The sequence below is a fragment of the Polaribacter sp. BAL334 genome, assembly GCF_015767435.1.
Lineage (GTDB): Bacteria > Bacteroidota > Bacteroidia > Flavobacteriales > Flavobacteriaceae > Polaribacter.
This window is the reverse complement of the sequence record NZ_JADWOV010000271.1, coordinates 226531-246705: the sequence shown is the minus strand read 5'-3', so window position 1 is coordinate 246705 and position 20175 is coordinate 226531. Positions and strand designations below refer to the sequence as shown.

Here is a 20175-nt window from a genome sequence, read left to right as displayed (position 1 = left end):
TATTCAACGCCTTTATCCTCAAAATCAGCAATGTTGTCAATCAATGGTTTTCTGGGTTCAAAACTTCCTAATCCACCAGCAATTGCCACAATTTTTGCATGGTGTTTGGTGCCTTTATTGGTCGTTACTATAAAAGTTTCGTCTGCTTGTTTTTCAATGGTTTCTGCTCGTTCACCAAGCGTAAATCCTGGCTCAAATTGTTTGATTTGCTCCAACAATTTATCCGTCAAATCACCTGCTAAAATTTCAGGATATGCAGGGATATCATAAATCGGTTTTTTAGGATAAATCTCTGAACATTGTCCTCCAGGTTGTGGCAAGGCATCAATTAAATGACAACGCAATTTTAACAATCCTGCTTCAAAAACCGTGAATAATCCTGTGGGACCTGCGCCTATAATTAGAATATCTGTAGTAATCATTTTTTTTAAAATTCGCCTTTAGCTAACAACTAAAAGCTAACAGCTATAAGTTACACAACGTTAATCACTTCTTTGATTTGTGGCGCATACTTTTTAATAGTTGCTTCCACACCATTTTTAAGGGTCATTTGGTTTACAGAGCAACCTGTACAAGCACCTTCAAGTTGTACTTTTACAACGAAATCTTCGATAGAAAGTAATTTGATATTTCCTCCATCACTCATTAAAAAAGGACGGATTTCATCCAACGCTTTTTCAACATTATTAATAGTTTCTTCTGTTGTCATATATTCTTATTTACTGCGCTACAACCACTCATTGTTGTAATTCTTACAATTTCTGTGGGTGGTAAACTTTGATTTCTAATAATTAATTGTGAAAGGATTTCTTTGGTAATTTCTTTGAATGAATTTTCCAAAATGGTTCCTTCTTGCAATGCTACTGGATGTCCAACATCACCTGATTCACGAATACTTTGTACCAAAGGAATTTCTCCTAAAAAAGTGGTATTGATATCTTCAGCTAAGTGTTTTGCGCCATCTTTGCCAAATATATAATATTTATTGTTTGGTAATTCTTCAGGAGTAAAATAGGCCATATTTTCAATAATTCCTAAAACAGGAACGTTGATACTTTCTTGTTGAAACATAGCGACTCCTTTTTTTGCGTCCGCCAAAGCAATGTTTTGAGGGGTACTTACCACAACAGCACCTGTAATTGGCAATGATTGCACGATTGACAAATGCACATCTCCTGTTCCTGGAGGTAAATCAATCAACAAAAAATCGATTTCACCCCAATCAGCATCAAAAATCAATTGTTTCAATGCTTTTGATGCCATAGGTCCTCTCCAAATTAAAGCTTGATCAGGATTTGTGAAAAATCCCAATGACAATAATTTTACCCCATAATTTTCAATCGGTTTCATTTTTGAACGTCCATCAACATTCACAGACAAAGGTCTTGCTTTTTCTACATCAAACATCAAATGCTGAGAAGGACCATACACATCTGCGTCTAAAACACCTACATTAAATCCCATTTTTGCCAATGTAACTGCGGTATTTGCCGTAATTGTTGACTTTCCAACACCTCCTTTTCCTGAGGCAATAGCAATGATATTTTTGATATTTGGAATTTCTTTTCCTCGGATTTGATTAGGATTTTCAGCAATTTCAGGTTTTTCTACTTTCACATTTACTTTCACATCAATCTTTGGATGAACATGATCGTGAATGGCTTTCATGATTTCAACCTCCACTTTCTTTTTGGCTTGCAATGAAGGATTGCTGATAGTAACATCAACAATTACTTCATCTCCAAAAGCTACAACGTTTGTAACATTGTTATTTTCAATCAAACTTTTCCCTTCACCAGGAGCTGTGATGGTTTCAAGTGCGTTGTATATATCTTGTTTTTTAAAATTCATAAGGTAGCTTTTTGCCTTTAGCTATTAGCTTTTAGGCGTAAAAAAATATTTTTAAACTTTTGACAAAGATACGTGTTAGAAACTAGAAAATAAAGGATGAAAATTGTGTTTATTGATAGATTGATAAAAGGATTTTATAAAAGCTCTTTGGAGGGATTCCAAAAGACATTTTCGAAGTTTTGAATTTGATTATCAAACACTTGAATCCCTTCATTTTCTAGCAATTGTTGCATTAAATTTGTGCCGTCAAAATGATGTTTTCCCGTCAAAATTCCTTTTCTATTGACCACTCTATGAGCAGGAATTGCTTCTTTTTGATGATGAGAATTGTTCATAGCCCAACCAACCATTCTTGCAGAACGTTTTGCGCCTAAAAATTCAGCAATTGCGCCATAACTAGTGACTTTCCCGTAAGGAATTTGACGTGCAATTTCATACACTTTTTCGAAAAAATTATCGTTTTTTGAGTTGGATGTCATAAGTTAAGGAACTATTTAATTCGTAAATATACCCCAATATTTTTGATTGATTTTCTAGAAAAATAGTCGTTTTTACTCTTTGATACAAATCACTTTCAAATTCATCAATTCGATCCCAATTTTCAATCAATTCTTCTGAAGAAAATAGATATCCATCAATCACATTTCCGTTTTCAGCTAAAATTACTGAAGGAAAACCTTCTGATTTTCCCCAACCTTTTGCGTCAAAAAAACCTTTTACAGTGGCTTTTTGCCAAATTCCTTTGATATTTTTCAAGACAAAATCATTTTCTCTTCCTGGAATTAAAGTACCATACACAAAGAGATGTTCCATGATTTCTAAGAATAACTAATATTTCAAGCGAAATTGAATGTAAGTAATAGGTTTGTCAATCCTCAAATACTGATTTTCATAAAAAGTTTGCGTTTCTATGACTTCTTTTGGAGAACCTTCATTGTGATAAATATTGTGATTTGCATACACAACTTCATGTCCTTCACCATGCAACAAACCCAAGGTATAACCGTGCATAAATTCACTATCGGTTTTTAGATGAACAATGCCATTTTCATTTAAAATATGGAAATATTTTCTCAAGAAAACAGGATTGGTCATTCTGTGTTTGGTGCGTTTGTATTTGATTTGTGGATCAGGAAACGTAATCCAAATTTCGTCAATTTCATGTTCAGAAAAAATCAAATCTACCAATTCGATTTGGGTTCTTACAAACGCAACATTTTTTAAATTTTCTTCAACAGCGGTTTTTGCACCTCTCCAAAAACGAGCACCTTTGATGTCAATACCAATATAATTTTTATCTGGATTTTTTTTAGCTAATGCAATGCTATATTCGCCTTTTCCACAGCCAAGTTCCACAATAATTGGATTATTATTGTTAAAAAAAGAATGCCATTTGCCTTTGTGAGGGAAGTTGTTTAAAACTTCTTCTCTTGTTGGCTGAATGACATTATTGAAGGTTTCATTTTCGCGAAACCTTTTTAATTTATTTTTACTTCCCAAGATGAATTATTAAGCTCGGTCTTCTGTCCCTTCGTCCAAAAATCTCTTAGATTCTTTCATCCAATAGGCAAAAAGAACCAAAAGCACTACTAAAAACCCCCAATTTACAGCGTTTGAAATCCACCATCCTAACTCTTGAGTGGCGATTTGAGTACGAATCCATTCAAAAGGAAGAAACAAAACTTCTGTGAAAAAAGTTCCAATCCATCTAAAAATATTGCCTGCTATCATAACTTATTTATCTTTACGCTTGCAAAAATAACAAAAGAAACAATGCTAGCCAATTTTTTAAACAAATCTAAACCTATAAATTTCATGGGTTTGATGATTTTTTTCGCTATTTGTTTTTTGACTTTGAATTTTATTGATTTTTTCAACAACCAAATTCAGGGAAATGCTTTGCTTGAAAGACTCGTTGTTTTACTCATTTTTATAGTGATTTTTTTTATTTACAATTTCATTACGAGCAAGAATAACTTGACCTATGACAATTCTTTTGGGTTTTATTTTTTTATACTTTTAATGGGATGTTTTAGTGCTGTTGCCAATTACAAAACACTCTTTTTTACAATTATTTACTTGCTTTTTTTGAGAAAAATTTATAGTTTACAATCTTCAAAAAGAGTTTTGAAAAAACTGTTTGATGCTGGTTTTTGGCTAGGAATAATTTGTTTGTTCGAGCCTAAGTTCGCATTGTTTTTTTTACTGATTTATTTGAGTACTTATTGGCATCAAAAAATAACAATTCACACATTTTCAACTCCAATTATTGGGTTTTTAACACCACTTTTTTGCTATTTTTCGTACTTGTTTTGGCAAGGAAATCAAGCTATTTTACTTGAAAATTCATTTAAAGGATTTACGTTTAAAATGTCTTTTTTATCAGAAGAAAAGGAAACTATTTTTATGATTAGTTTGCTATTCATCACTTTTTTTGCCGCTTTTTTTAAATCGAGAAAGGCACTCTTAATCAACAATACCTTTAAAAAAAGTTGGAGTTTGATGTTGATGAATTTTTTGATTGTTTTAGGATTATTTCTTTTTGAAAATGAATCAAAAAACAAAGAAATGCTATTTTTATTTTTTCCTGTTTCCTTGATTTTAGCAAACGGAATTGAACTTATTCAGAAAAAAATAGTTGTAAATATTTTCTTATATCTGTTTTTAATTGGCTGTATTGGTTTTTTGTTTTTTTTATAATTTTCTGCCAAAAGCCAAATCGCCAGCATCGCCCAAACCAGGAACTATATAGCCTTTTTCATTGAGTGTTGCATCAATAGTTGCAATCCATAAATGCGTATTTTCAGGAAAATGTTTTTCAATAAAATGAATGCCTTCCTCAGCACCAATCACTGAAATCAAATGAATTTCTTTTGGATTTCCAAGCTTTTTTAAAGACTCAAAAACAGCCACCAAAGATTGACCTGTTGCCAACATTGGGTCTGCAAGCAACAACGTTTTTCCATCCAAATTGGGTGAAGCCAAATATTCAACGACAATTTCAAAACGTTCATCATTGTAGGGATGATGCCTAAAAGCCGAAATAAATGCATTTGCAGCATTGTCAAAATAGTTCAACAATCCCTGATGCAAAGGCAAACCTGCTCTTAAAATGGAACAAATCACCAAAGAATCCTCAACAATTTGTACTTCTTTAAATGCCAAAGGAGTTTCTACAGAAATTGATTTATAAGAAAAAGATTTGCTGAGTTCATAAGCCAAAATTTCACCAATTCTTTCAATATTTCTTCGAAAACGCATGCTGTCTTTTTGGATGTTTTTATCTCTTATTTCTGACAAAAAGTTGTTTAAAACGGAGTTGTTTTGGGCTAAATGATGGATTTTCATTGTAAATTAATTTGACTGAATTTATTTTCAAATGTACTTAAATTACCCAAATTAAAAATTTATGATAAAATAGCTTTTCCAAAAAAATCAAAAAACAATCCTCAAAATAAAAAGGTATATTTGCGTTTCATTTTAAAAACGATTGTATGATTCAATCCATGACTGGCTATGGAAAATCGGTGTTGCAACTTCCAACGAAAAAGATTACCATAGAAATCAAATCTTTGAACAGCAAAAGCCTTGATTTAAACGTTCGAATTCCTTCCTATTACAAGGAAAAAGAATTGGATGTTCGCAAAAAATTGGCCAATGAATTGATCAGAGGAAAAGTAGATTTTTCCATTTTTGTGGAAATGACTGCAGATGAAACTTCGACGATTGTAAATCCTGGCGTGGTAAAAAATTACATACAGCAATTAAAAAATATCGTTGAAACAGCCTCAAATAACGAGTTGGAATTGCTGAAAATGGCCATCCAAATGCCAGATGCTTTGAAAACTGAGCGTGAAGAATTGGATGAAAATGAATGGAATTTGATCAATCAAACTGTAGATGAAGCCGTTAAAGAAATCATTCAATACAGAATTGATGAAGCTGCTGCATTGGAAGACGATTTTAGAACGAGAATTGCCAACATCAGAAGTTATTTTGACGAAGTAAAAGCACTTGACAATCAGCGAATTGAATTCGTAAAAGAACGTTTGAAAAAAGCAATTGATGACTTAAAAGTGAGTGTTGATGAAAATCGATTTGAGCAAGAATTGATTTATTATTTGGAAAAATTAGACATCAATGAAGAAAAAGTGCGTTTGGAAAATCATTTGAATTATTTTTTACAAACCTTAGAAACTGAAGATTCTAATGGTAGAAAGCTAGGATTTATCGTTCAAGAAATGGGAAGAGAAATCAATACCACTGGCTCTAAAGCGAACTTTGCACCTATGCAAAAAGCAGTGATTCAGATGAAAAATGAATTGGAACAAATCAAAGAACAAATTTTAAATATTCTCTAAGCTTTGCAGAGAATAAGCTGAACTCGTTTCAGCTTCTCATTATTAATAAAAAGATTCTGAAATAAATTCAGAATGACAAAAATTAAAAATTTATGTCAGATTTTAAAGGAAAATTATTCGTTTTTTCTGCTCCTTCAGGTTCTGGAAAAACAACCATTGTTCGTCATTTATTGAAACAAGAACGATTTAATTTAGAATTCTCCATTTCTGCAACTTCAAGAGATCCAAGAAATCAAGAAAAAGATGGCGTTGATTATTATTTTATTTCGTTGAAAGATTTTAAAACAAAAATAAAAAACGACGAGTTTTTAGAATGGGAAGAAGTGTATAGAGATAATTTTTATGGCACTTTAAAAGCCGAAGTTAATCGAATTTGGTCAATGAAAAAGCATGTTATTTTTGATATAGATGTGGTTGGTGGATTGCGAATAAAAAAGAAATTTCCTGAGCAAACATTGGCAGTTTTTGTAAAACCTCCAAGTGTTGATGAACTGAAAATTCGCTTAAAAAAAAGAAGTACTGAAAGCGAAGACAAAATCAATATGCGTATTGCAAAAGCCTCTATTGAACTGGCAACTGCGCCTCAATTTGATAAAATTATCAAAAATTACGATTTGGAAATTGCGCTGAAAGAAGCTGAAAATTTAGTAGCAGAGTTTTTGAAACTAAATGAGAATAAAGAATAGAGAAACAAGAAAATAGAGTCAAAAAAGGGATAAAGAGTCTCTTTTCTTTCCTCTTTTTTCTATATATCTTTTAAAAATGAGTAAAATCGGTTTGTATTTTGGAACGTTCAATCCCATTCATGTGGGGCATTTGATTATTGCCAATCATTTGGTTGAATATACTGATTTAGAGGAAGTTTGGATGGTGGTAACACCTCATAATCCTTTCAAAAAAAAGAGTACTTTACTCGAAAATCACCATCGTTTTGAACTAGTTTATAGAGCTACTGAACACTATCCAAAAATAAAACCATCAGATATTGAGTTTAAATTACCTCAGCCAAATTATACGGTTTTTACATTGGCGCACATTTGTGAGAATTATCCAAATCACGAATTTTCTTTGATTATGGGCGAAGACAATTTGAACAGTTTTCACAAATGGAAAAACTATGAAACCATTTTGGAAAATCATCATATCTATGTGTATCCGAGAATTTCTGAAGAAAAACACTCACATCAATTTGAAAATCATCCAAAGATTCATCTAATTGATGCACCAATTGTTGAAATTTCTTCAACCATGATTCGAAATGGGATTAAACATAAAAAAAACGTAAAACCGCTTTTATCCAATGAAGTTTGGGAATATATTGATGAAATGAATTTTTATAAAAAGTGATTTTTAACAAAACATTCCATTTTACGAAAGACAAAATTTCAATTTGTTTCGTTGTATATTTGTGTCACTTTAAAGCATTTATTTTTTGAAAAATCAAAGCAACCAAAAAAGAAAACTCAAACAAAAACTGACTCATAAATATAGGTTGGTTGTCATGAACGACAAAACCTATGAAGAACGAATTTCACTGAAACTCTCAGTATTAAACGTGTTTGTTGTTGGTGGTGTTTTTTCTTTTTTACTCATTTTTGTCACTACATTTTTCATCACTTTTACACCAATTAAGGAATTTATTCCTGGATATGGCTCAACAGAATTGAGAATAAAGGCAACCAAATTATCCTTACAAACAGATTCTTTAAAAAGAAAATTGGCTGTGATAGAAAACTATACCCGATTTTTAGGACCTATTTTATCTGGAAAAATTAAAGGCGAAGAAATAGATACATTATTGACAGAATCTGGCAGAAAAATGTTGACTGACAGCTTATTAAAAGCCTCAAAAATAGATTTAAATTTTAGAGAAAAAATAGAAAGCGAAGATCGATTTCCAATTTTCAATAGTGAAAAATCATTGGTAAAAGTGGTGTTTTTTGCACCCATAAACGGAGTTATTTCACAAGGTTTTGACCCAAAAATAAAACATTTTGCAGTTGATATTGTAGCTAAAAAAAATGATCCTGTAAAAGCTACTGCTGATGGAATTGTGATTTTTTCGGGTTGGACCACAGAAACCGGAAATGTCATTATTTTGAAACATGCAGACGATTATATATCTGTGTATAAACACAATGGAAATTTACTGAAACAAGAAGGCGATTTTGTAAAATCGGGCGAAGTAATTGCGAATGTTGGTTCTACTGGCGAATATACAACAGGACCTCATTTACATTTTGAACTTTGGAGTGGTGCATATGCAGTAAACCCAACAAATTTGATTGATTTTAGATAATGAGCATCAAGTCATTTTTAGCAATTCCGTTTGCGAAAATTATCAGAAAAAAAGTCTATAAATGGGCAAATAATCCTCTTGAAACTCAGGAAAAAGTATTTCAAATGCTCGTAAAAACAGCAAAAAATACAGTTTTTGGAAAAGACCATGATTTTGAAAATATCAAAACGTATTCAGATTTTAAAAAGCGAGTTCAAGTCACAGATTATGAAGGATTAAAGCCCTATATTGACTCTGTTGTTGCAGGAAAATCGGATGTTTTATGGCCAGGAAAACCCTTGTATTTTGCCAAAACATCAGGCACAACTTCTGGCGCAAAATACATTCCTTTGACCAAAGAATCCATGCCAACACATATTGACGCTGCACGAAATGCGTTGTTATTTTACATTGCTGAAAAAAATGACGCCAGTTTTGTAGATGGAAAAATGATTTTTTTACAAGGAAGTCCTGTTTTGCAAGAAAAAAATGGCGTAAAATTGGGAAGATTAAGTGGAATTGTTGCTCATTATGTACCCAATTATTTACAAAAAAACAGATTGCCAACTTGGGAAACGAATTGTATTGAAGATTGGGAAACCAAAGTAAATGCCATTGTAGAAGAAACTATTCAAGAGGATATGCGAGTGATTAGTGGAATTCCTTCTTGGGTGCAAATGTATTTTGAAAAATTGGTTGAAAAAACCAACAAACCAATTGCTGAAATTTTCCCAAACTTTCATTTTTTTATTTATGGAGGTGTCAATTTTGAACCTTACAAAAATAAATTTGAATCTTTAATAGGAAAAAAAGTGGATTACATTGAGTTGTATCCTGCTTCTGAAGGATTCATTGCGTATCAAGATTCTCAAACAGAAAAAGGAATGTTGCTGCAATTAAACTCAGGAATTTTTTATGAATTCATTCCTGCAACTGAATTTTTTGATGAAAATCCAACAAGAATTTCTTTGAAAGATGTGAAAATTGGTGAAAATTATGTGCTTATTTTGAATACTTCAGCGGGACTTTGGGGTTATAATATTGGTGATACTGTTGAGTTTACATCCTTAAACCCCTTCAGAATCAAAGTGACAGGTCGTATCAAACATTTTATTTCTGCTTTTGGTGAACATGTCATTGGGAAAGAAGTTGAAAAAGCTTTGAATGATGCCATTTCTGGAACAAAAATTACGATTAGTGAATTTACTGTAGCTCCTCAAGTAAATCCAGAAAGTGGGTTGCCCTATCATGAATGGTTTATCGAATTTGAAAATGAGCCTGAAAATTTAGCCGATTTTGCTTTAAAAATTGATGCTTCTATGCAATCTCAAAATATTTATTATTTTGATTTGATTGAAGGAAAAGTCTTACGTCCATTAGTCATCAGAAAAGTAAAAAAAGGCGGGTTTCATGCGTATATGAAGTCTATTGGTAAATTTGGTGGGCAAAATAAAATTCCGCAATTGGCTGATAATAGGAAGATAGCGGATGTTTTAGAAGAATTTTTAGTAGACAATTAAATCAAAAATAAGACACTAATTACACAAATTTAAATTTTTGATGATTCTTAGATATTATCAAGAAAAAATTGGTTGAAGTCATTTCTTTATTGGTCACATTTGAAAATTAGTCAAATTTGTAACTTAAAAAATACACAAACTTCATTAGTAAAAACCTAAGTTAATGTGTACTTTTACGCCCTATTTAGCATTGATTATTTTTTAAATGAGTACAATTAGAATTACCAAACAATTTAGTTTCGAAACAGGACATGCCTTGTATGGTTATGATGGAAAATGTAAAAATGTTCATGGACATTCTTATAAACTATCAGTAACTGTTTCTGGAAAGCCAATTTCTGATACAAATCATGTAAAATTTGGAATGGTAATAGACTTTGGAGATTTAAAAAAAATCGTCAAAGAAGAAATCGTGGACCTTTTTGATCATGCCACTGTTTTTAATAAAAACACACCACATGTGGAATTGGCTAAAGAATTGATGGACAGAGGTCATCATGTTTTATTAGTTGATTATCAGCCAACAAGCGAAATGATGGTGATTGATTTTGCGAAAAAGATTAAAGATAGATTGCCCTCAACTATTCATTTACATTCCATAAAATTGCAAGAAACTGATACGAGTTTTGCAGAATGGTTTGCGAGTGAGAATTAGAATTACTTTCCGTTAAAGTTATTCATTGTATTTCCTAAACCATCTGTAGCAAAACTAAGTATGGCATTTGCGGCAAGAGGAAGTCGTTCAATGAGTTGACTCGTTTCTTCTTTACTCCATTCTCCCAAAACAAAATCAACCTGCCTTCCTTTTGGAAAATTAGCACCAACTCCAAACCGAAAACGAGGATAAAGGTCTGTATTCAATTTTTCTTGAATATCTTTCAAACCATTATGACCTCCTGCAGAGCCTTTTGCTTTGATTCTGATGGTTCCAAAATCAATGTTTACATCATCTGTAACTACCAAAATATTTTCTATTGGAATATTCTCTTGTTGCATCCAATATTTCAAAGCTTTTCCACTTAAATTCATGAAAGTGCTAGGTTTTAAAAGGATTATTTTTTTTCCTTTGAAATTTAATGTAGCCAAATCTCCTAATTTTTCAGTTGAAAAAGAGCAATTTTGATTTGCTGCAACTTCGTCCAAAATTTTAAAACCAATATTGTGACGGGTATTTTCATAAGTTGGTCCAATATTTCCCAAACCCACAATTAAATATTTTTTCATGACGACTTCTTTTGACTGCTTTTTTAAAGAGTATAATTTTGATAGTATATCTTTGAGAAACATCCTGCAAAAATAACAAAATAAAAAAAGCGTTGTATAGAAATACAACGCTTTCAAACCGTGTTATAAAATTTTTATTTTTTCCCTCCAGTAGCGGCAGCAGCAGCTTTAGAAGCATTTCTTGACATTCTTACTTGAGCTACAACAGTATTATCTGGATGTAAAATAGTATATTTATCATTCTTTAAAGAAGTGATATACAATTTATTACCAATTTCTAGCTCAGTAATATCAGCTTCAATAAAATCTGGTAAATTTTGTGGCAACGCTTTAACTTTCATTTTACGCACGTTGTGACGCAATGCACCACCAATAGCTACCCCTTTTGATTTTCCTACTAAATTCACAGGAATATTCATAGTGATTTCTTTGTCTTCAAACAATTGATAAAAATCAATATGATTGATTTTATCAGAAACTGGGTGAAACTGAATGTCTTGCAAAATTGCAGGTATTACTTTTCCATCAATGTCAATACTTGCAGTATAAACATTTGGAGTGTAAACCAAACTTTTAAACGCTTTTTCTTCTGCTGAAAAGTGTAGTGGTTGTTCTCCTCCGTAAATAACGCAAGGAACCATTCCAGCATTACGTAAGGCTTTAGACGCTGTCTTGCCCACGCTTTCTCTTTTTGATCCTTTAATTGTAATTGATTTCATTACTTTTTGTTTAAATTAATTTTTTCATTTTTATTTTCTTCTTCGAAAATTTCAAATGAAGGTTACATTAAAAATTGCCCACTTATTGAGGTATTATCTTGCACTTTGTGCATAACATCCGCGAATAAGGGCGCGCAAGATACAACTTTTATTTTAGAAATATTCTTTTTCAGTGGAATTGTATCAGAAACAATCAATTCTGTCAACGCAGAATTTTCAATTTTTTCATATGCGTTCCCAGAAAGCAATGCATGTGTACAAACAGCTCTAACACTTTTTGCTCCTCTTTCCATCATTAAATTCGCAGCATGTGCCAATGTTCCTCCTGTATCAATCATATCGTCAACCAAAATCACATTTCTTCCTTCAACCTCACCAATCAATTCCATGTGTCCAATAACATTAGCGACTTTTCTTTGTTTGTAACAAATAACCACATCAGAAAGTAAATGATTAGAGTAGGCATACGCTCTTTTAGATCCTCCCATGTCAGGAGAAGCTATGGTTAAGTTTTCTAATTGTAAACTTTGTATGTAAGGTAAAAATATAGTAGATGCAAATAAGTGGTCAACAGGTTTTTCAAAAAAACCTTGAATTTGATCCGCATGTAAATCCATTGTCATAATTCTAGTTGCGCCAGCTGTTTGTAGCAGATTTGCTACTAATTTTGCACCAATTGCGACTCTTGGCTTGTCTTTTCTGTCTTGTCTAGCCCATCCAAAATAAGGCATTACAGCAGTAATGTGTCTTGCTGATGCTCTTTTTGCAGCATCTAACATTAATAACATTTCCATCAAATTATCTGAATTTGGAAAAGTTGACCCGATTATAAAAACCCTTCTACCACGAACAGATTCTTCAAAAGCTGGTTGAAATTCGCCGTCGCTAAAATAAGTTGTAATTACATTTCCGAGTGTTGTGTTGTATTCTTTGGCAATTTTTTCGGCCAAATCCATACTTTGCCTGCAAGCAAATAATTTTGGAGCAAGTTGATTTGTAGACATTTAGAGAGTATTTATAGTGTGTATCTGAATGTTAACAAAAGTAACCATTATTATTATTCTATGAAATTTATTTTTTCATTTTAAATTATAAAATATTTACTAAATTTGCAAACTCAATTAAAAGCTCAAGTGGCGGAATTGGTAGACGCGCTGGATTCAAAATCCAGTATTTTCGGATGTGTGGGTTCGATTCCCACCTTGAGTACTTATATTTTTTAAAACCTCAATGTTTATAAGACTTTAAACGTTGAGGTTTTTTTATACTCCCTTAAACAGTCCCGATATTTTTATTTTTTGTTAGTATTTACTCCAGCAATCGTAAAAAGTTGATAACAGACGTTTCTGCAATTACTGGCAAGTATGCGCTCCAGTATCTTGAAAGTTGATATTCAGAAAATTTATAAAATCAATTTAAAAACGATTACCGCCATTATCGTTTGGAAAAAACAATAGTAAAAAACATTTAATATTATATCTTACAAATCTGTACAAATAACTCTTTTTCTTTTTTTTCATGGTTAAATTTTCAGTAAATAAATATAGTATTTTATTTTTAAATATATGACTTACAAACACATACCCCCCCTACTTTATTTTTACAGTGTGTAAAATCCTTACTGAAAGGCGATGTATTTACCTAAAATACGCTAGTGATTTTACCCCATACCCCCTATTTATTTCTCTTTATTTAATACTATTTATAAAAAAATCGTTTTTCTAAATACGTAGACAGTTATTAAGTATAATTTATATATTTATATCACGAAACTATTTTCTAGGTAGTACGAAATTATTTTCTAGGGTTTAAAGTTCTTTTTTGAAAGTCTTATTTATAGAGAGTTTAACTCATTCAAATGCTCTACAAAATAAGGGTCTTTTATATTCTCTGTTATATAACTTTCTAATCTCGGTAGAATATCCCATTTACTAATATTGTAATTTGTTTTTTCTAATTGATAAGAATATTCATTAAAAAAAAACTTTTCCTCAACTTTAAAGTATTTATTTTTATTTCTATTAAATGAATACAAATATTTACCCCTAATCTCTTCTAAATCATTTAACCAGTATTTACAAACAAATTCAAAAGGGGTTAATTTATCATCCCCTTTATTACATAATCTTAAGAACTCACTATTTATATAAACATATCTTTTAGTATTGCCCTCAATATAAATTTTTAAGAGGCCTAACTCCTTTAACCTATTAAATAAATTCTGTAAAGTTCTGTTTAACCTTTCGTACTCTTTTTGATTATCTTGGTTAGTATCCTTTAAATAAAATAAGGGTAAATTATCTAATATTAGACTTGTACTTATGTAAGTGTAAACAAAACCATTTACACTTTTTTTTAAGAAATTCCCTTTTGTACATAAATCAACTAACAGAAATAATAAAATACAATGGTTTGATTTTAATTTTTTAAACCTTTCTTTTCCAATTTTATTTAAATTAAAAAACTCTATTAACGCCCATTGATTGACTGAAATTAAGTATTTATAATTGTCATTTATTTTCATATATTTGTGATGTATTTACGCCCGTGGATACGAACATTTAAACAACTAAAAGGAGCTCGTAAAAGCTCCTTTTTATGTTAAAAATAAAATTGATGTTCTTTAATTATTAACTCAATCAACGCCTTTTTAAAAGGGTAAAAATCCATAAACAAATCAATTATAACCTCATTGCCATTTTTTGAGAATTGCAATAAAACAAAGTGTTTCGGGTTTTCGTGGTCTTTGCCTTTTGCGGTTTTGTTTTTTAAGATAATTGGCTCGGATACATTGCCCTCAAAAATGTAATTTAAAGAGGTTTTTGCTAGTCCAGTTTTGTAGCATCTACTCCAGTTAGTATCGTTTCTGAAATATAACCAGTATTCAAACTCTCTACTCCTATCGTGAAAACCATTATCTTTTTCAATCTTAATACGATTTTTTAAAACCTCATTAACCAAATTATTATTTTTTTCGGCTAAAATGTACTCCCTTTTTTTATCTGTTAACTCAATAGAACTATCTAAAACATAAATAGCTCTTATATACTCTTTGTTGCCCGTTTTCATAACATTTAAACATTTGAGCTAAACAAAGTTTTTTCTATTTCTTTACGACTAAAATAGGTGCGGTTTCCTACTTTGTACATTTTTAGCACTCCAGTATTTGCCCATTCATGAACAGTTGTAAGGCTAATTTTTAAGAGTTTTGCCACCTCCATACGTGTTAAAAAATCGTCTGGCTCTTTGAGTGTAAAACTTTTTTTTAGGTCGTTTATTTGAGTTTCAACGCCTTTTAAAATGGTTTCTGTTAATTGTTGAGGAGTAACCTCTTTTAATAAAATTGCATCCATAAATATTTTTTTAAAATTATTATGATGCAAAAATGAAATACTAAATACTCTGCAATTACTCTACTTTACTCTTAAGTTTTCTAATTGTTTCAAATTGACTTAATAATGATTTCAATTCTATTTCAGCATTATTATAATTAACCCTTACAATTTCTATATTTTCAATTTTATTATATTTGTAAGGCTCGTTATTTTTACGAATTAATTGCCCTCTAAAATTCTCTTTTATAAAATCTAAATAATCTTTTTTTGTATTTCTTAAAAAGCGTTTATTTAACATGAAATGATAAATAATAGTAAATTTTACGGGAGGTGTTAAATTACTTTCAAGGTTATCATTCAAAAAACAAAACAACTCAAAACCATAAGGTTTAAAAACATTTAAATAGTCTTTATTGTAATAGTCTTTAGGTAGTTTGTATTGTACAAAATATTCGTTTTCGGGGTGTTTATTATAGTCCTCTATTAACCACTCTAAAACCTTTATTTTTAGAATATTTACAAGTTGTAAAACTCCTCTATTTTCATCCTCTAAAATATTATAAGCATTGGCAAAAGATAAAAACTCTTTACCCACATTATTAAATCTCACAAAACCATTTTCAAAAATGATAATGTCTTTGTAAAACTTATTGTAATTTTCATTCATTATTAAATGATATCTTAAGTTAATCAACTCAAACTTTTTCGGCTCGATATCATAATGAACACTTGTTAAAAGGTCTATTTCTATTTCATAACTTTTGATTAAATCATTTAAGTATTTTGTTTTTTCTTTTTTAAAGTCATCTAGTTGCTCCAGTTCAATACTGGAGACTTCAATCTCTATTTTTTTAGTCTTATAATTTACATTTGCCCTCATTTAAACAACTTTTGCCCGTTAATAAAGTGTTTTATTGTTATTGGTTTTTAAACTTTCCGAACTCTTTAAACGAACGAAATTTAAAAGAATTGTATTTTTTAAAATGTAGAATATTAACGTACAAAAATGCACTTTCTTGACTTTTAAAATATGGTAATATTGAGTAATAACTTTCTAAAAATCCGTTTTCATTTTTTAGTTCTTTTTTAACTGTTAAAAGTTTGTAGTTAACGTTGTCTAGTGTTTGAGGAGTTGCCCCAGTAAAATTAATTGTTATCATAATATTAAAATTTAATTTGTTCCGTTTTTGATTATTTCTAGTTTTGGTTTTTGCTCTTTTTTGAGCTCCTGGTCTTGCCAGTATTTTTTTAAAACTTCGGCGTTATCTTTTGATATTTTACCTATGTAGTTTAAAAACATTTTTTCAGTAGTGTGCCCAGTAACCGCCATTAAAACGGGTGTAGGTGTTCGCCCATAATGATTAGTAGCAAAAGAACGTCTACAAATATGCGTACTTACCAAATCAAATTTTTTGTAAGTTCCTTTTATTTTTCGCCAAACTCCTTTTTTTACTTCAATCGATTTTGATCCCTCAACTTCTTCATTAATTCCCACTTGTTCGCAAACTGTTTTTATATAATCATTAAACTTTTGACTAGAAATTTTATGAGGAAATTCGCCATCATTACTTTCTAGTATTTCTCTTACTTGTTGATGTAAGGGTAAAATAATTTTTTGATTTGTTTTTTGTGCGGTGTATTCAATAAATCCGTTTTTAATGTTAACCTTTGTAAAATTTAATAAATCACTAACCCGTGCGCCAGTCCAAACGCCAATAATTAACCAATTTTTTGCATTTTGTAAATATGGTGTTTTATCGAAATTTGTTTCATGTATCTTATTTATTTCAGTTTCTGAAAGTGTTATAAAACTAACTTTTTCTTTTACTGGTTTAAAATCGGGGTTTTCAATTTCGGGGTTTATTTTTATACCATATTTTTTAGCTCCTAGACAAATTGTTTTAACAAGCATTAAATATTTACCAGTAGTATTGTAGTTTAACTTTTGTACGTTATGTAGGAAATAAATAAAATCTGTATGAAATTTTAAATTAACATCTATTAATTGTAATTTCTTTTTTTTGTAGGTTTCAAACTCTTTAATTTTATTGATAATTGTTTTATATCTTTTTTTTGAGTTTTCTGAAGCTCCAGTTTTACCGTTTTTTAAAAGTTTATTTCCTAGAGTTTCATAAAAATAATTAGCATAGTCAACGAAATAATTAAAATCATTATTTGTATCTTGGTTTAAAGTCTTTTTAATAACTTTTTCTAACCATTCGGCATTAATTATACCGCCTTTATAAAAAACCTCGTTAAAACTATCTATTATCGTTTTTTCTAATTCGTTTAATTTGTTTTGTAGGTTTATCTTCTCGGAATTTTTAGACAAATTCTTAACTTTTCCGTTACCCCAGTATTCAGGGTTAATTTGTAGTGATGTAGAACGCCAAAAATCAATATTTCGCCCGTGGGTAAATCTTATATGTATTGGACTGGGTTTGGTTTTCCCTTTTACCCTAAAAATAATTGAAGCCATAAGTAACATTTAAACACTCAAATATATAAAAAAAATAAGTAGTCCCGAAAACAGTCCCGAAAATTATCTTTTTTATACTAACTATTCCAAATCTAAACGAATTACTATGTATTTTAAAAACTATCTAAAACCCTTTAATTAAAAGGTATTTTACAGAAAAATCAATAAAAAATATTTTAAAGTAATTAAGTAGGTTGTGTTTCCACCTTGAGTACAAAAACCTTAACAGTAATGTTAAGGTTTTTTTGTTTTAGTGATTCTTTTTAAAAAAAATGTTCTTAAAATATATTTTTAAATTCCTTACGATTATTTCTAATTATTAAAATTTTGCCATAAAATTTATGAATCAAAAAATACAAAAATCTAATTTAGTAAAGGACTTTTTAAAGATTGTAAATTAAAAAATTTCATCTTCGTTTTTATGTATCCATTTTGAAATGATTTGAATAAAGTGGGCTTCATTGATTGGTTTAAACAAATAATCATTCATTCCTGCCTTGTAACACTTTTCCAAATCTTCTTCTGAATTACTTGCAGTCAATGCAATTATTGGTAAGTTTAATTTTAATTGTTTCCTTATTATTTCTGTTGCTTGGTACCCGTCTTTTATTGGCATTTGCAAATCCATTAGAACTAAATCGCATAAATTATTTTGCAAATACTGTATTGCCTCCTCTCCATTTACTGCCTCTGAAATAAGAACTTGATGTTTCTTTAAAATAATTGTTGCCATTATTCTATTGAGCATATCATCATCAACAAGTAGTATTTTCTTTCCATCAATATCCATACAAAAAATTCTATTTTAATTAATCATTTACAAATATAATGAATACGAGATTGCTTTTTTGATTTTCGGAAAATTAGCACTCTTTTTGATTTTACAGATTAAAAATTTGAAATTTGATTTTAAAAAAATCAAAATAAACTCATTCTTAATATCATAAAAGTTGTCAAAGGAATCAACCGTTTAATTTTTTTTTGTTTTTTTAAAATTATTTTAACATAATTCTTTATCTTTATAGTATAAAATAACCCACCTAAAATCAAATTACATGAAAGTTACAATTGTTGGAAGCGGATACGTTGGTCTAGTTACTGGCGCTTGTTTTTCTGAAGTTGGTATTGATGTTACTTGTGTAGACATTGACCAAAAGAAAATCGAAAATCTTAATAACGGAATCATCCCAATTTATGAGCCTGGTCTTGAAGAAATGATTGCCAGAAATATGAAAAAAGGACGACTTAACTTTACAACCAATATTGCTGAGGCATTAGAAGATTCTGAAGTTTTATTTATTTCGGTTGGAACACCACCAGATGAAGATGGTAGTGCAGACCTTAAATATGTTCTTGCTGTTGCAAGAGATTGCGGAAAGCATATGAATGATTATATGCTTGTTGTTACTAAAAGTACAGTTCCTGTAGGAACTTCAAAAAAAGTTAAAAAAGCGCTACAAGAAGAGTTAGATAAACGGAACGTTTCTATTGAATTTGATGTTGCATCAAACCCTGAATTTTTAAAGGAAGGTGCTGCCATAAACGATTTTTTAAAGCCTGATAGAATTGTAGTTGGTCTTGACAGCAAAAGAGCTGAAGATTTAATGAGAAGTCTATATAACCCTTTTACTCTCAATGGTCACCCAATAATCTTTATGGATATTGTATCTGCTGAAATGACAAAATACGCAGCAAATGCAATGCTAGCCACTAAAATTAGCTTTATCAATGACATTGCTAACTTGTGTGAAATTGTTGGTGCAGATATCAATAAAGTGAGAAAAGGAATTGGTTCAGATTCTAGAATTGGTCCTAAATTTATTTATCCAGGAATTGGGTATGGAGGTTCTTGTTTTCCAAAAGATGTTCAAGCACTTATTAAAACCGCAGGTGAAAATAACTATAGCTTGCAAGTATTAAAAGCAGTTGAATCTGTTAATCAGGCTCAAAAACTTGTGTTATTTAACAAAATAAGTGCCTACTTTAATGGAGATTTAAAAGGAAAAACTATTGGTATTTGGGGTCTTTCTTTTAAACCACAAACAGATGATATGCGTGAAGCTCCGTCATTATACATAATAAAGAGTCTTGTAGAAGCTGGCGCAGTTGTAAAAGCGTATGATCCTGTGGCTAATGAAGAAGCAAAACATCATTTTGGCGATAGTATTACCTATTTTGAAGACCAATATGAAGCTTTAATTGATGCTGATTGTTTAGCAATTCTTACAGAATGGCCAGAGTTTAAATTTCCAAGTTTCAAAATCATAAAAAAACTATTAAGCCAACCTGTAATTTTTGATGGTAGAAATATTTATGATAGAGAACAGATTAAAACAAATGGTTTTGAATATTTCTGTATTGGTGTTAACACTTCAGAAGAAAAATAATCTATTTTAAATATAAAATAC

At 30.4% G+C, this 20175-nt stretch carries 25 protein-coding genes and 1 tRNA gene; 9 read left to right on the top strand and 17 right to left on the bottom strand.

Annotated elements, in window-relative coordinates:
* From IU405_RS07655 to IU405_RS07625, 7 genes are all read right to left on the bottom strand, one after another.
* The coding region (locus IU405_RS07655; RefSeq protein ID WP_197438017.1) for an NAD(P)/FAD-dependent oxidoreductase at nucleotides 1-422 on the bottom strand (422 nt) is incomplete at its 3' end.
* 50 nt (nucleotides 423-472) lie between these two features.
* Nucleotides 473-709, bottom strand: a complete 237-nt coding sequence (locus IU405_RS07650; protein ID WP_197438016.1) for a NifU family protein — start codon at nucleotides 707-709, stop codon at nucleotides 473-475.
* Nucleotides 706-1851: an Mrp/NBP35 family ATP-binding protein gene (locus IU405_RS07645; protein WP_197438015.1), complete on the bottom strand. Its 1146-nt coding sequence runs from the start codon at nucleotides 1849-1851 to the stop codon at nucleotides 706-708. Before IU405_RS07645 ends, IU405_RS07650 begins: the two co-directional genes overlap by 4 nt.
* Nucleotides 1852-1985: 134 nt before the next feature.
* Nucleotides 1986-2330 carry an MGMT family protein gene (locus IU405_RS07640; protein WP_197438014.1) on the bottom strand — a complete coding sequence of 115 codons (345 nt, stop codon included), beginning with the start codon at nucleotides 2328-2330 and terminating at the stop codon, nucleotides 1986-1988.
* Nucleotides 2305-2664, bottom strand: a complete 360-nt coding sequence (locus IU405_RS07635; RefSeq protein WP_197438013.1) for a gamma-glutamylcyclotransferase family protein — start codon at nucleotides 2662-2664, stop codon at nucleotides 2305-2307. The genes IU405_RS07640 and IU405_RS07635 overlap by 26 nt, the downstream gene beginning before the upstream one ends.
* A 15-nt stretch (nucleotides 2665-2679) precedes the next feature.
* Nucleotides 2680-3351 (bottom strand): tRNA (guanosine(46)-N7)-methyltransferase TrmB, encoded by a 672-nt coding sequence (trmB, locus tag IU405_RS07630; RefSeq protein WP_197438012.1) that lies wholly within the window; start codon nucleotides 3349-3351, stop codon nucleotides 2680-2682.
* Between the two features lie 9 nt (nucleotides 3352-3360).
* Nucleotides 3361-3582 carry a DUF6341 family protein gene (locus tag IU405_RS07625; protein ID WP_197438011.1) on the bottom strand — a complete coding sequence of 74 codons (222 nt, stop codon included), beginning with the start codon at nucleotides 3580-3582 and terminating at the stop codon, nucleotides 3361-3363.
* 42 nt (nucleotides 3583-3624) lie between these two features.
* Between IU405_RS07625 and IU405_RS07620 the strand changes: the two genes are divergently transcribed.
* Nucleotides 3625-4551: a DUF6427 family protein gene (locus tag IU405_RS07620; protein WP_262894635.1), complete on the top strand. Its 927-nt coding sequence runs from the start codon at nucleotides 3625-3627 to the stop codon at nucleotides 4549-4551.
* Here the strand turns inward: IU405_RS07620 and upp are convergent.
* Nucleotides 4546-5199 carry a uracil phosphoribosyltransferase gene (upp, locus tag IU405_RS07615; RefSeq protein ID WP_197438009.1) on the bottom strand — a complete coding sequence of 218 codons (654 nt, stop codon included), beginning with the start codon at nucleotides 5197-5199 and terminating at the stop codon, nucleotides 4546-4548. The genes IU405_RS07620 and upp overlap by 6 nt on opposite strands.
* 146 nt (nucleotides 5200-5345) lie before the next feature.
* Here upp and IU405_RS07610 point away from each other — a divergent pair, with 146 nt between their 5' ends.
* The 6 genes from IU405_RS07610 (at nucleotide 5346) to IU405_RS07585 (ending at nucleotide 10665) form a co-directional block, all read left to right on the top strand.
* Nucleotides 5346-6212: a YicC/YloC family endoribonuclease gene (locus IU405_RS07610; protein ID WP_197438008.1), complete on the top strand. Its 867-nt coding sequence runs from the start codon at nucleotides 5346-5348 to the stop codon at nucleotides 6210-6212.
* Nucleotides 6213-6304: 92 nt separating this feature from the next.
* Entirely contained in the window at nucleotides 6305-6898 is a 594-nt protein-coding gene (gene gmk / locus IU405_RS07605; RefSeq protein ID WP_197438007.1) for a guanylate kinase, read from the top strand.
* A 76-nt stretch (nucleotides 6899-6974) separates the two neighbouring features.
* Nucleotides 6975-7559: a nicotinate (nicotinamide) nucleotide adenylyltransferase gene (gene nadD / locus IU405_RS07600; RefSeq protein WP_197438006.1), complete on the top strand. Its 585-nt coding sequence runs from the start codon at nucleotides 6975-6977 to the stop codon at nucleotides 7557-7559.
* A 154-nt stretch (nucleotides 7560-7713) separates the two neighbouring features.
* A complete protein-coding gene (locus tag IU405_RS07595) occupies nucleotides 7714-8511 on the top strand; it encodes a M23 family metallopeptidase (RefSeq protein ID WP_197438005.1) in 798 nt (265 codons plus the stop codon).
* Nucleotides 8511-10010, top strand: a complete 1500-nt coding sequence (locus tag IU405_RS07590) for a GH3 auxin-responsive promoter family protein (RefSeq protein WP_197438004.1) — start codon at nucleotides 8511-8513, stop codon at nucleotides 10008-10010. Before IU405_RS07595 ends, IU405_RS07590 begins: the two co-directional genes overlap by 1 nt.
* A gap of 205 nt (nucleotides 10011-10215) precedes the next feature.
* Nucleotides 10216-10665 (top strand): 6-pyruvoyl trahydropterin synthase family protein, encoded by a 450-nt coding sequence (locus tag IU405_RS07585; RefSeq protein WP_197438003.1) that lies wholly within the window; start codon nucleotides 10216-10218, stop codon nucleotides 10663-10665.
* Between the two features lie 2 nt (nucleotides 10666-10667).
* Here IU405_RS07585 and pth read toward each other — a convergent pair whose 3' ends face one another.
* From pth to IU405_RS07570, 3 genes are all read right to left on the bottom strand, one after another.
* Nucleotides 10668-11234: an aminoacyl-tRNA hydrolase gene (gene pth / locus IU405_RS07580; RefSeq protein WP_197438002.1), complete on the bottom strand. Its 567-nt coding sequence runs from the start codon at nucleotides 11232-11234 to the stop codon at nucleotides 10668-10670.
* 134 nt (nucleotides 11235-11368) lie between these two features.
* Nucleotides 11369-11953 (bottom strand): 50S ribosomal protein L25/general stress protein Ctc, encoded by a 585-nt coding sequence (locus IU405_RS07575; protein ID WP_197438001.1) that lies wholly within the window; start codon nucleotides 11951-11953, stop codon nucleotides 11369-11371.
* Nucleotides 11954-12015: 62 nt separating this feature from the next.
* On the bottom strand, nucleotides 12016-12957 hold the full coding sequence (locus IU405_RS07570; protein ID WP_197438000.1) for a ribose-phosphate pyrophosphokinase: 942 nt from the start codon (nucleotides 12955-12957) through the stop codon (nucleotides 12016-12018).
* A 123-nt stretch (nucleotides 12958-13080) separates the two neighbouring features.
* On the opposite strand from IU405_RS07570, the gene IU405_RS07565 reads away from it, so the two are divergent.
* Nucleotides 13081-13162 (top strand) — tRNA-Leu (locus IU405_RS07565).
* 625 nt (nucleotides 13163-13787) lie between these two features.
* On the opposite strand, the gene IU405_RS07560 is transcribed toward IU405_RS07565, so the two are convergent.
* From IU405_RS07560 to IU405_RS07535, 6 genes are all read right to left on the bottom strand, one after another.
* Nucleotides 13788-14477: a hypothetical protein gene (locus IU405_RS07560; RefSeq protein WP_197437999.1), complete on the bottom strand. Its 690-nt coding sequence runs from the start codon at nucleotides 14475-14477 to the stop codon at nucleotides 13788-13790.
* 77 nt (nucleotides 14478-14554) lie between these two features.
* Nucleotides 14555-15022: a hypothetical protein gene (locus tag IU405_RS07555; protein ID WP_197437998.1), complete on the bottom strand. Its 468-nt coding sequence runs from the start codon at nucleotides 15020-15022 to the stop codon at nucleotides 14555-14557.
* A 5-nt stretch (nucleotides 15023-15027) separates the two neighbouring features.
* A complete protein-coding gene (locus tag IU405_RS07550; RefSeq protein ID WP_197437997.1) occupies nucleotides 15028-15306 on the bottom strand; it encodes a helix-turn-helix domain-containing protein in 279 nt (92 codons plus the stop codon).
* A gap of 55 nt (nucleotides 15307-15361) precedes the next feature.
* The gene (locus IU405_RS07545) at nucleotides 15362-16168 is read right to left on the bottom strand and encodes a hypothetical protein (RefSeq protein WP_197437996.1); all 807 of its coding nucleotides are present in this window, start codon (nucleotides 16166-16168) and stop codon (nucleotides 15362-15364) included.
* A 291-nt stretch (nucleotides 16169-16459) separates the two neighbouring features.
* The gene (locus IU405_RS07540) at nucleotides 16460-17767 is read right to left on the bottom strand and encodes a phage integrase SAM-like domain-containing protein (protein WP_197437995.1); all 1308 of its coding nucleotides are present in this window, start codon (nucleotides 17765-17767) and stop codon (nucleotides 16460-16462) included.
* A 397-nt stretch (nucleotides 17768-18164) separates the two neighbouring features.
* Nucleotides 18165-18557 (bottom strand): response regulator, encoded by a 393-nt coding sequence (locus IU405_RS07535; protein WP_197437994.1) that lies wholly within the window; start codon nucleotides 18555-18557, stop codon nucleotides 18165-18167.
* A 265-nt stretch (nucleotides 18558-18822) separates the two neighbouring features.
* Here IU405_RS07535 and IU405_RS07530 point away from each other — a divergent pair, with 265 nt between their 5' ends.
* Nucleotides 18823-20154: a UDP-glucose dehydrogenase family protein gene (locus tag IU405_RS07530; protein WP_197437993.1), complete on the top strand. Its 1332-nt coding sequence runs from the start codon at nucleotides 18823-18825 to the stop codon at nucleotides 20152-20154.
* Nucleotides 20155-20175: the final 21 nt, after the last annotated feature.

Excerpts from the sequence above, each read along its gene's own strand:
- IU405_RS07650 (WP_197438016.1), bottom strand. The coding sequence starts at position 709 with ATGACAACAGAAGAAACTATTAATAATGTTGAAAAAGCGTTGGATGAA.
- upp (WP_197438009.1), bottom strand. The coding sequence starts at position 5,199 with ATGAAAATCCATCATTTAGCCCAAAACAACTCCGTTTTAAACAACTTT.
- IU405_RS07570 (WP_197438000.1), bottom strand. The coding sequence starts at position 12,957 with ATGTCTACAAATCAACTTGCTCCAAAATTATTTGCTTGCAGGCAAAGT.
- gmk (WP_197438007.1), top strand. The coding sequence starts at position 6,305 with ATGTCAGATTTTAAAGGAAAATTATTCGTTTTTTCTGCTCCTTCAGGT.
- IU405_RS07625 (WP_197438011.1), bottom strand. The coding sequence starts at position 3,582 with ATGATAGCAGGCAATATTTTTAGATGGATTGGAACTTTTTTCACAGAA.
- IU405_RS07635 (WP_197438013.1), bottom strand. The coding sequence starts at position 2,664 with ATGGAACATCTCTTTGTGTATGGTACTTTAATTCCAGGAAGAGAAAAT.
- IU405_RS07620 (WP_262894635.1), top strand. The coding sequence starts at position 3,625 with ATGCTAGCCAATTTTTTAAACAAATCTAAACCTATAAATTTCATGGGT.
- IU405_RS07545 (WP_197437996.1), bottom strand. The coding sequence starts at position 16,168 with ATGAGGGCAAATGTAAATTATAAGACTAAAAAAATAGAGATTGAAGTC.
- IU405_RS07645 (WP_197438015.1), bottom strand. The coding sequence starts at position 1,851 with ATGAATTTTAAAAAACAAGATATATACAACGCACTTGAAACCATCACA.
- IU405_RS07535 (WP_197437994.1), bottom strand. The coding sequence starts at position 18,557 with ATGGATATTGATGGAAAGAAAATACTACTTGTTGATGATGATATGCTC.
- IU405_RS07610 (WP_197438008.1), top strand. The coding sequence starts at position 5,346 with ATGATTCAATCCATGACTGGCTATGGAAAATCGGTGTTGCAACTTCCA.
- IU405_RS07640 (WP_197438014.1), bottom strand. The coding sequence starts at position 2,330 with ATGACATCCAACTCAAAAAACGATAATTTTTTCGAAAAAGTGTATGAA.
- IU405_RS07560 (WP_197437999.1), bottom strand. The coding sequence starts at position 14,477 with ATGAAAATAAATGACAATTATAAATACTTAATTTCAGTCAATCAATGG.
- IU405_RS07530 (WP_197437993.1), top strand. The coding sequence starts at position 18,823 with ATGAAAGTTACAATTGTTGGAAGCGGATACGTTGGTCTAGTTACTGGC.
- IU405_RS07540 (WP_197437995.1), bottom strand. The coding sequence starts at position 17,767 with ATGGCTTCAATTATTTTTAGGGTAAAAGGGAAAACCAAACCCAGTCCA.
- IU405_RS07590 (WP_197438004.1), top strand. The coding sequence starts at position 8,511 with ATGAGCATCAAGTCATTTTTAGCAATTCCGTTTGCGAAAATTATCAGA.
- IU405_RS07555 (WP_197437998.1), bottom strand. The coding sequence starts at position 15,022 with ATGAAAACGGGCAACAAAGAGTATATAAGAGCTATTTATGTTTTAGAT.
- IU405_RS07595 (WP_197438005.1), top strand. The coding sequence starts at position 7,714 with ATGAACGACAAAACCTATGAAGAACGAATTTCACTGAAACTCTCAGTA.
- pth (WP_197438002.1), bottom strand. The coding sequence starts at position 11,234 with ATGAAAAAATATTTAATTGTGGGTTTGGGAAATATTGGACCAACTTAT.
- IU405_RS07575 (WP_197438001.1), bottom strand. The coding sequence starts at position 11,953 with ATGAAATCAATTACAATTAAAGGATCAAAAAGAGAAAGCGTGGGCAAG.
- nadD (WP_197438006.1), top strand. The coding sequence starts at position 6,975 with ATGAGTAAAATCGGTTTGTATTTTGGAACGTTCAATCCCATTCATGTG.
- IU405_RS07585 (WP_197438003.1), top strand. The coding sequence starts at position 10,216 with ATGAGTACAATTAGAATTACCAAACAATTTAGTTTCGAAACAGGACAT.
- IU405_RS07550 (WP_197437997.1), bottom strand. The coding sequence starts at position 15,306 with ATGGATGCAATTTTATTAAAAGAGGTTACTCCTCAACAATTAACAGAA.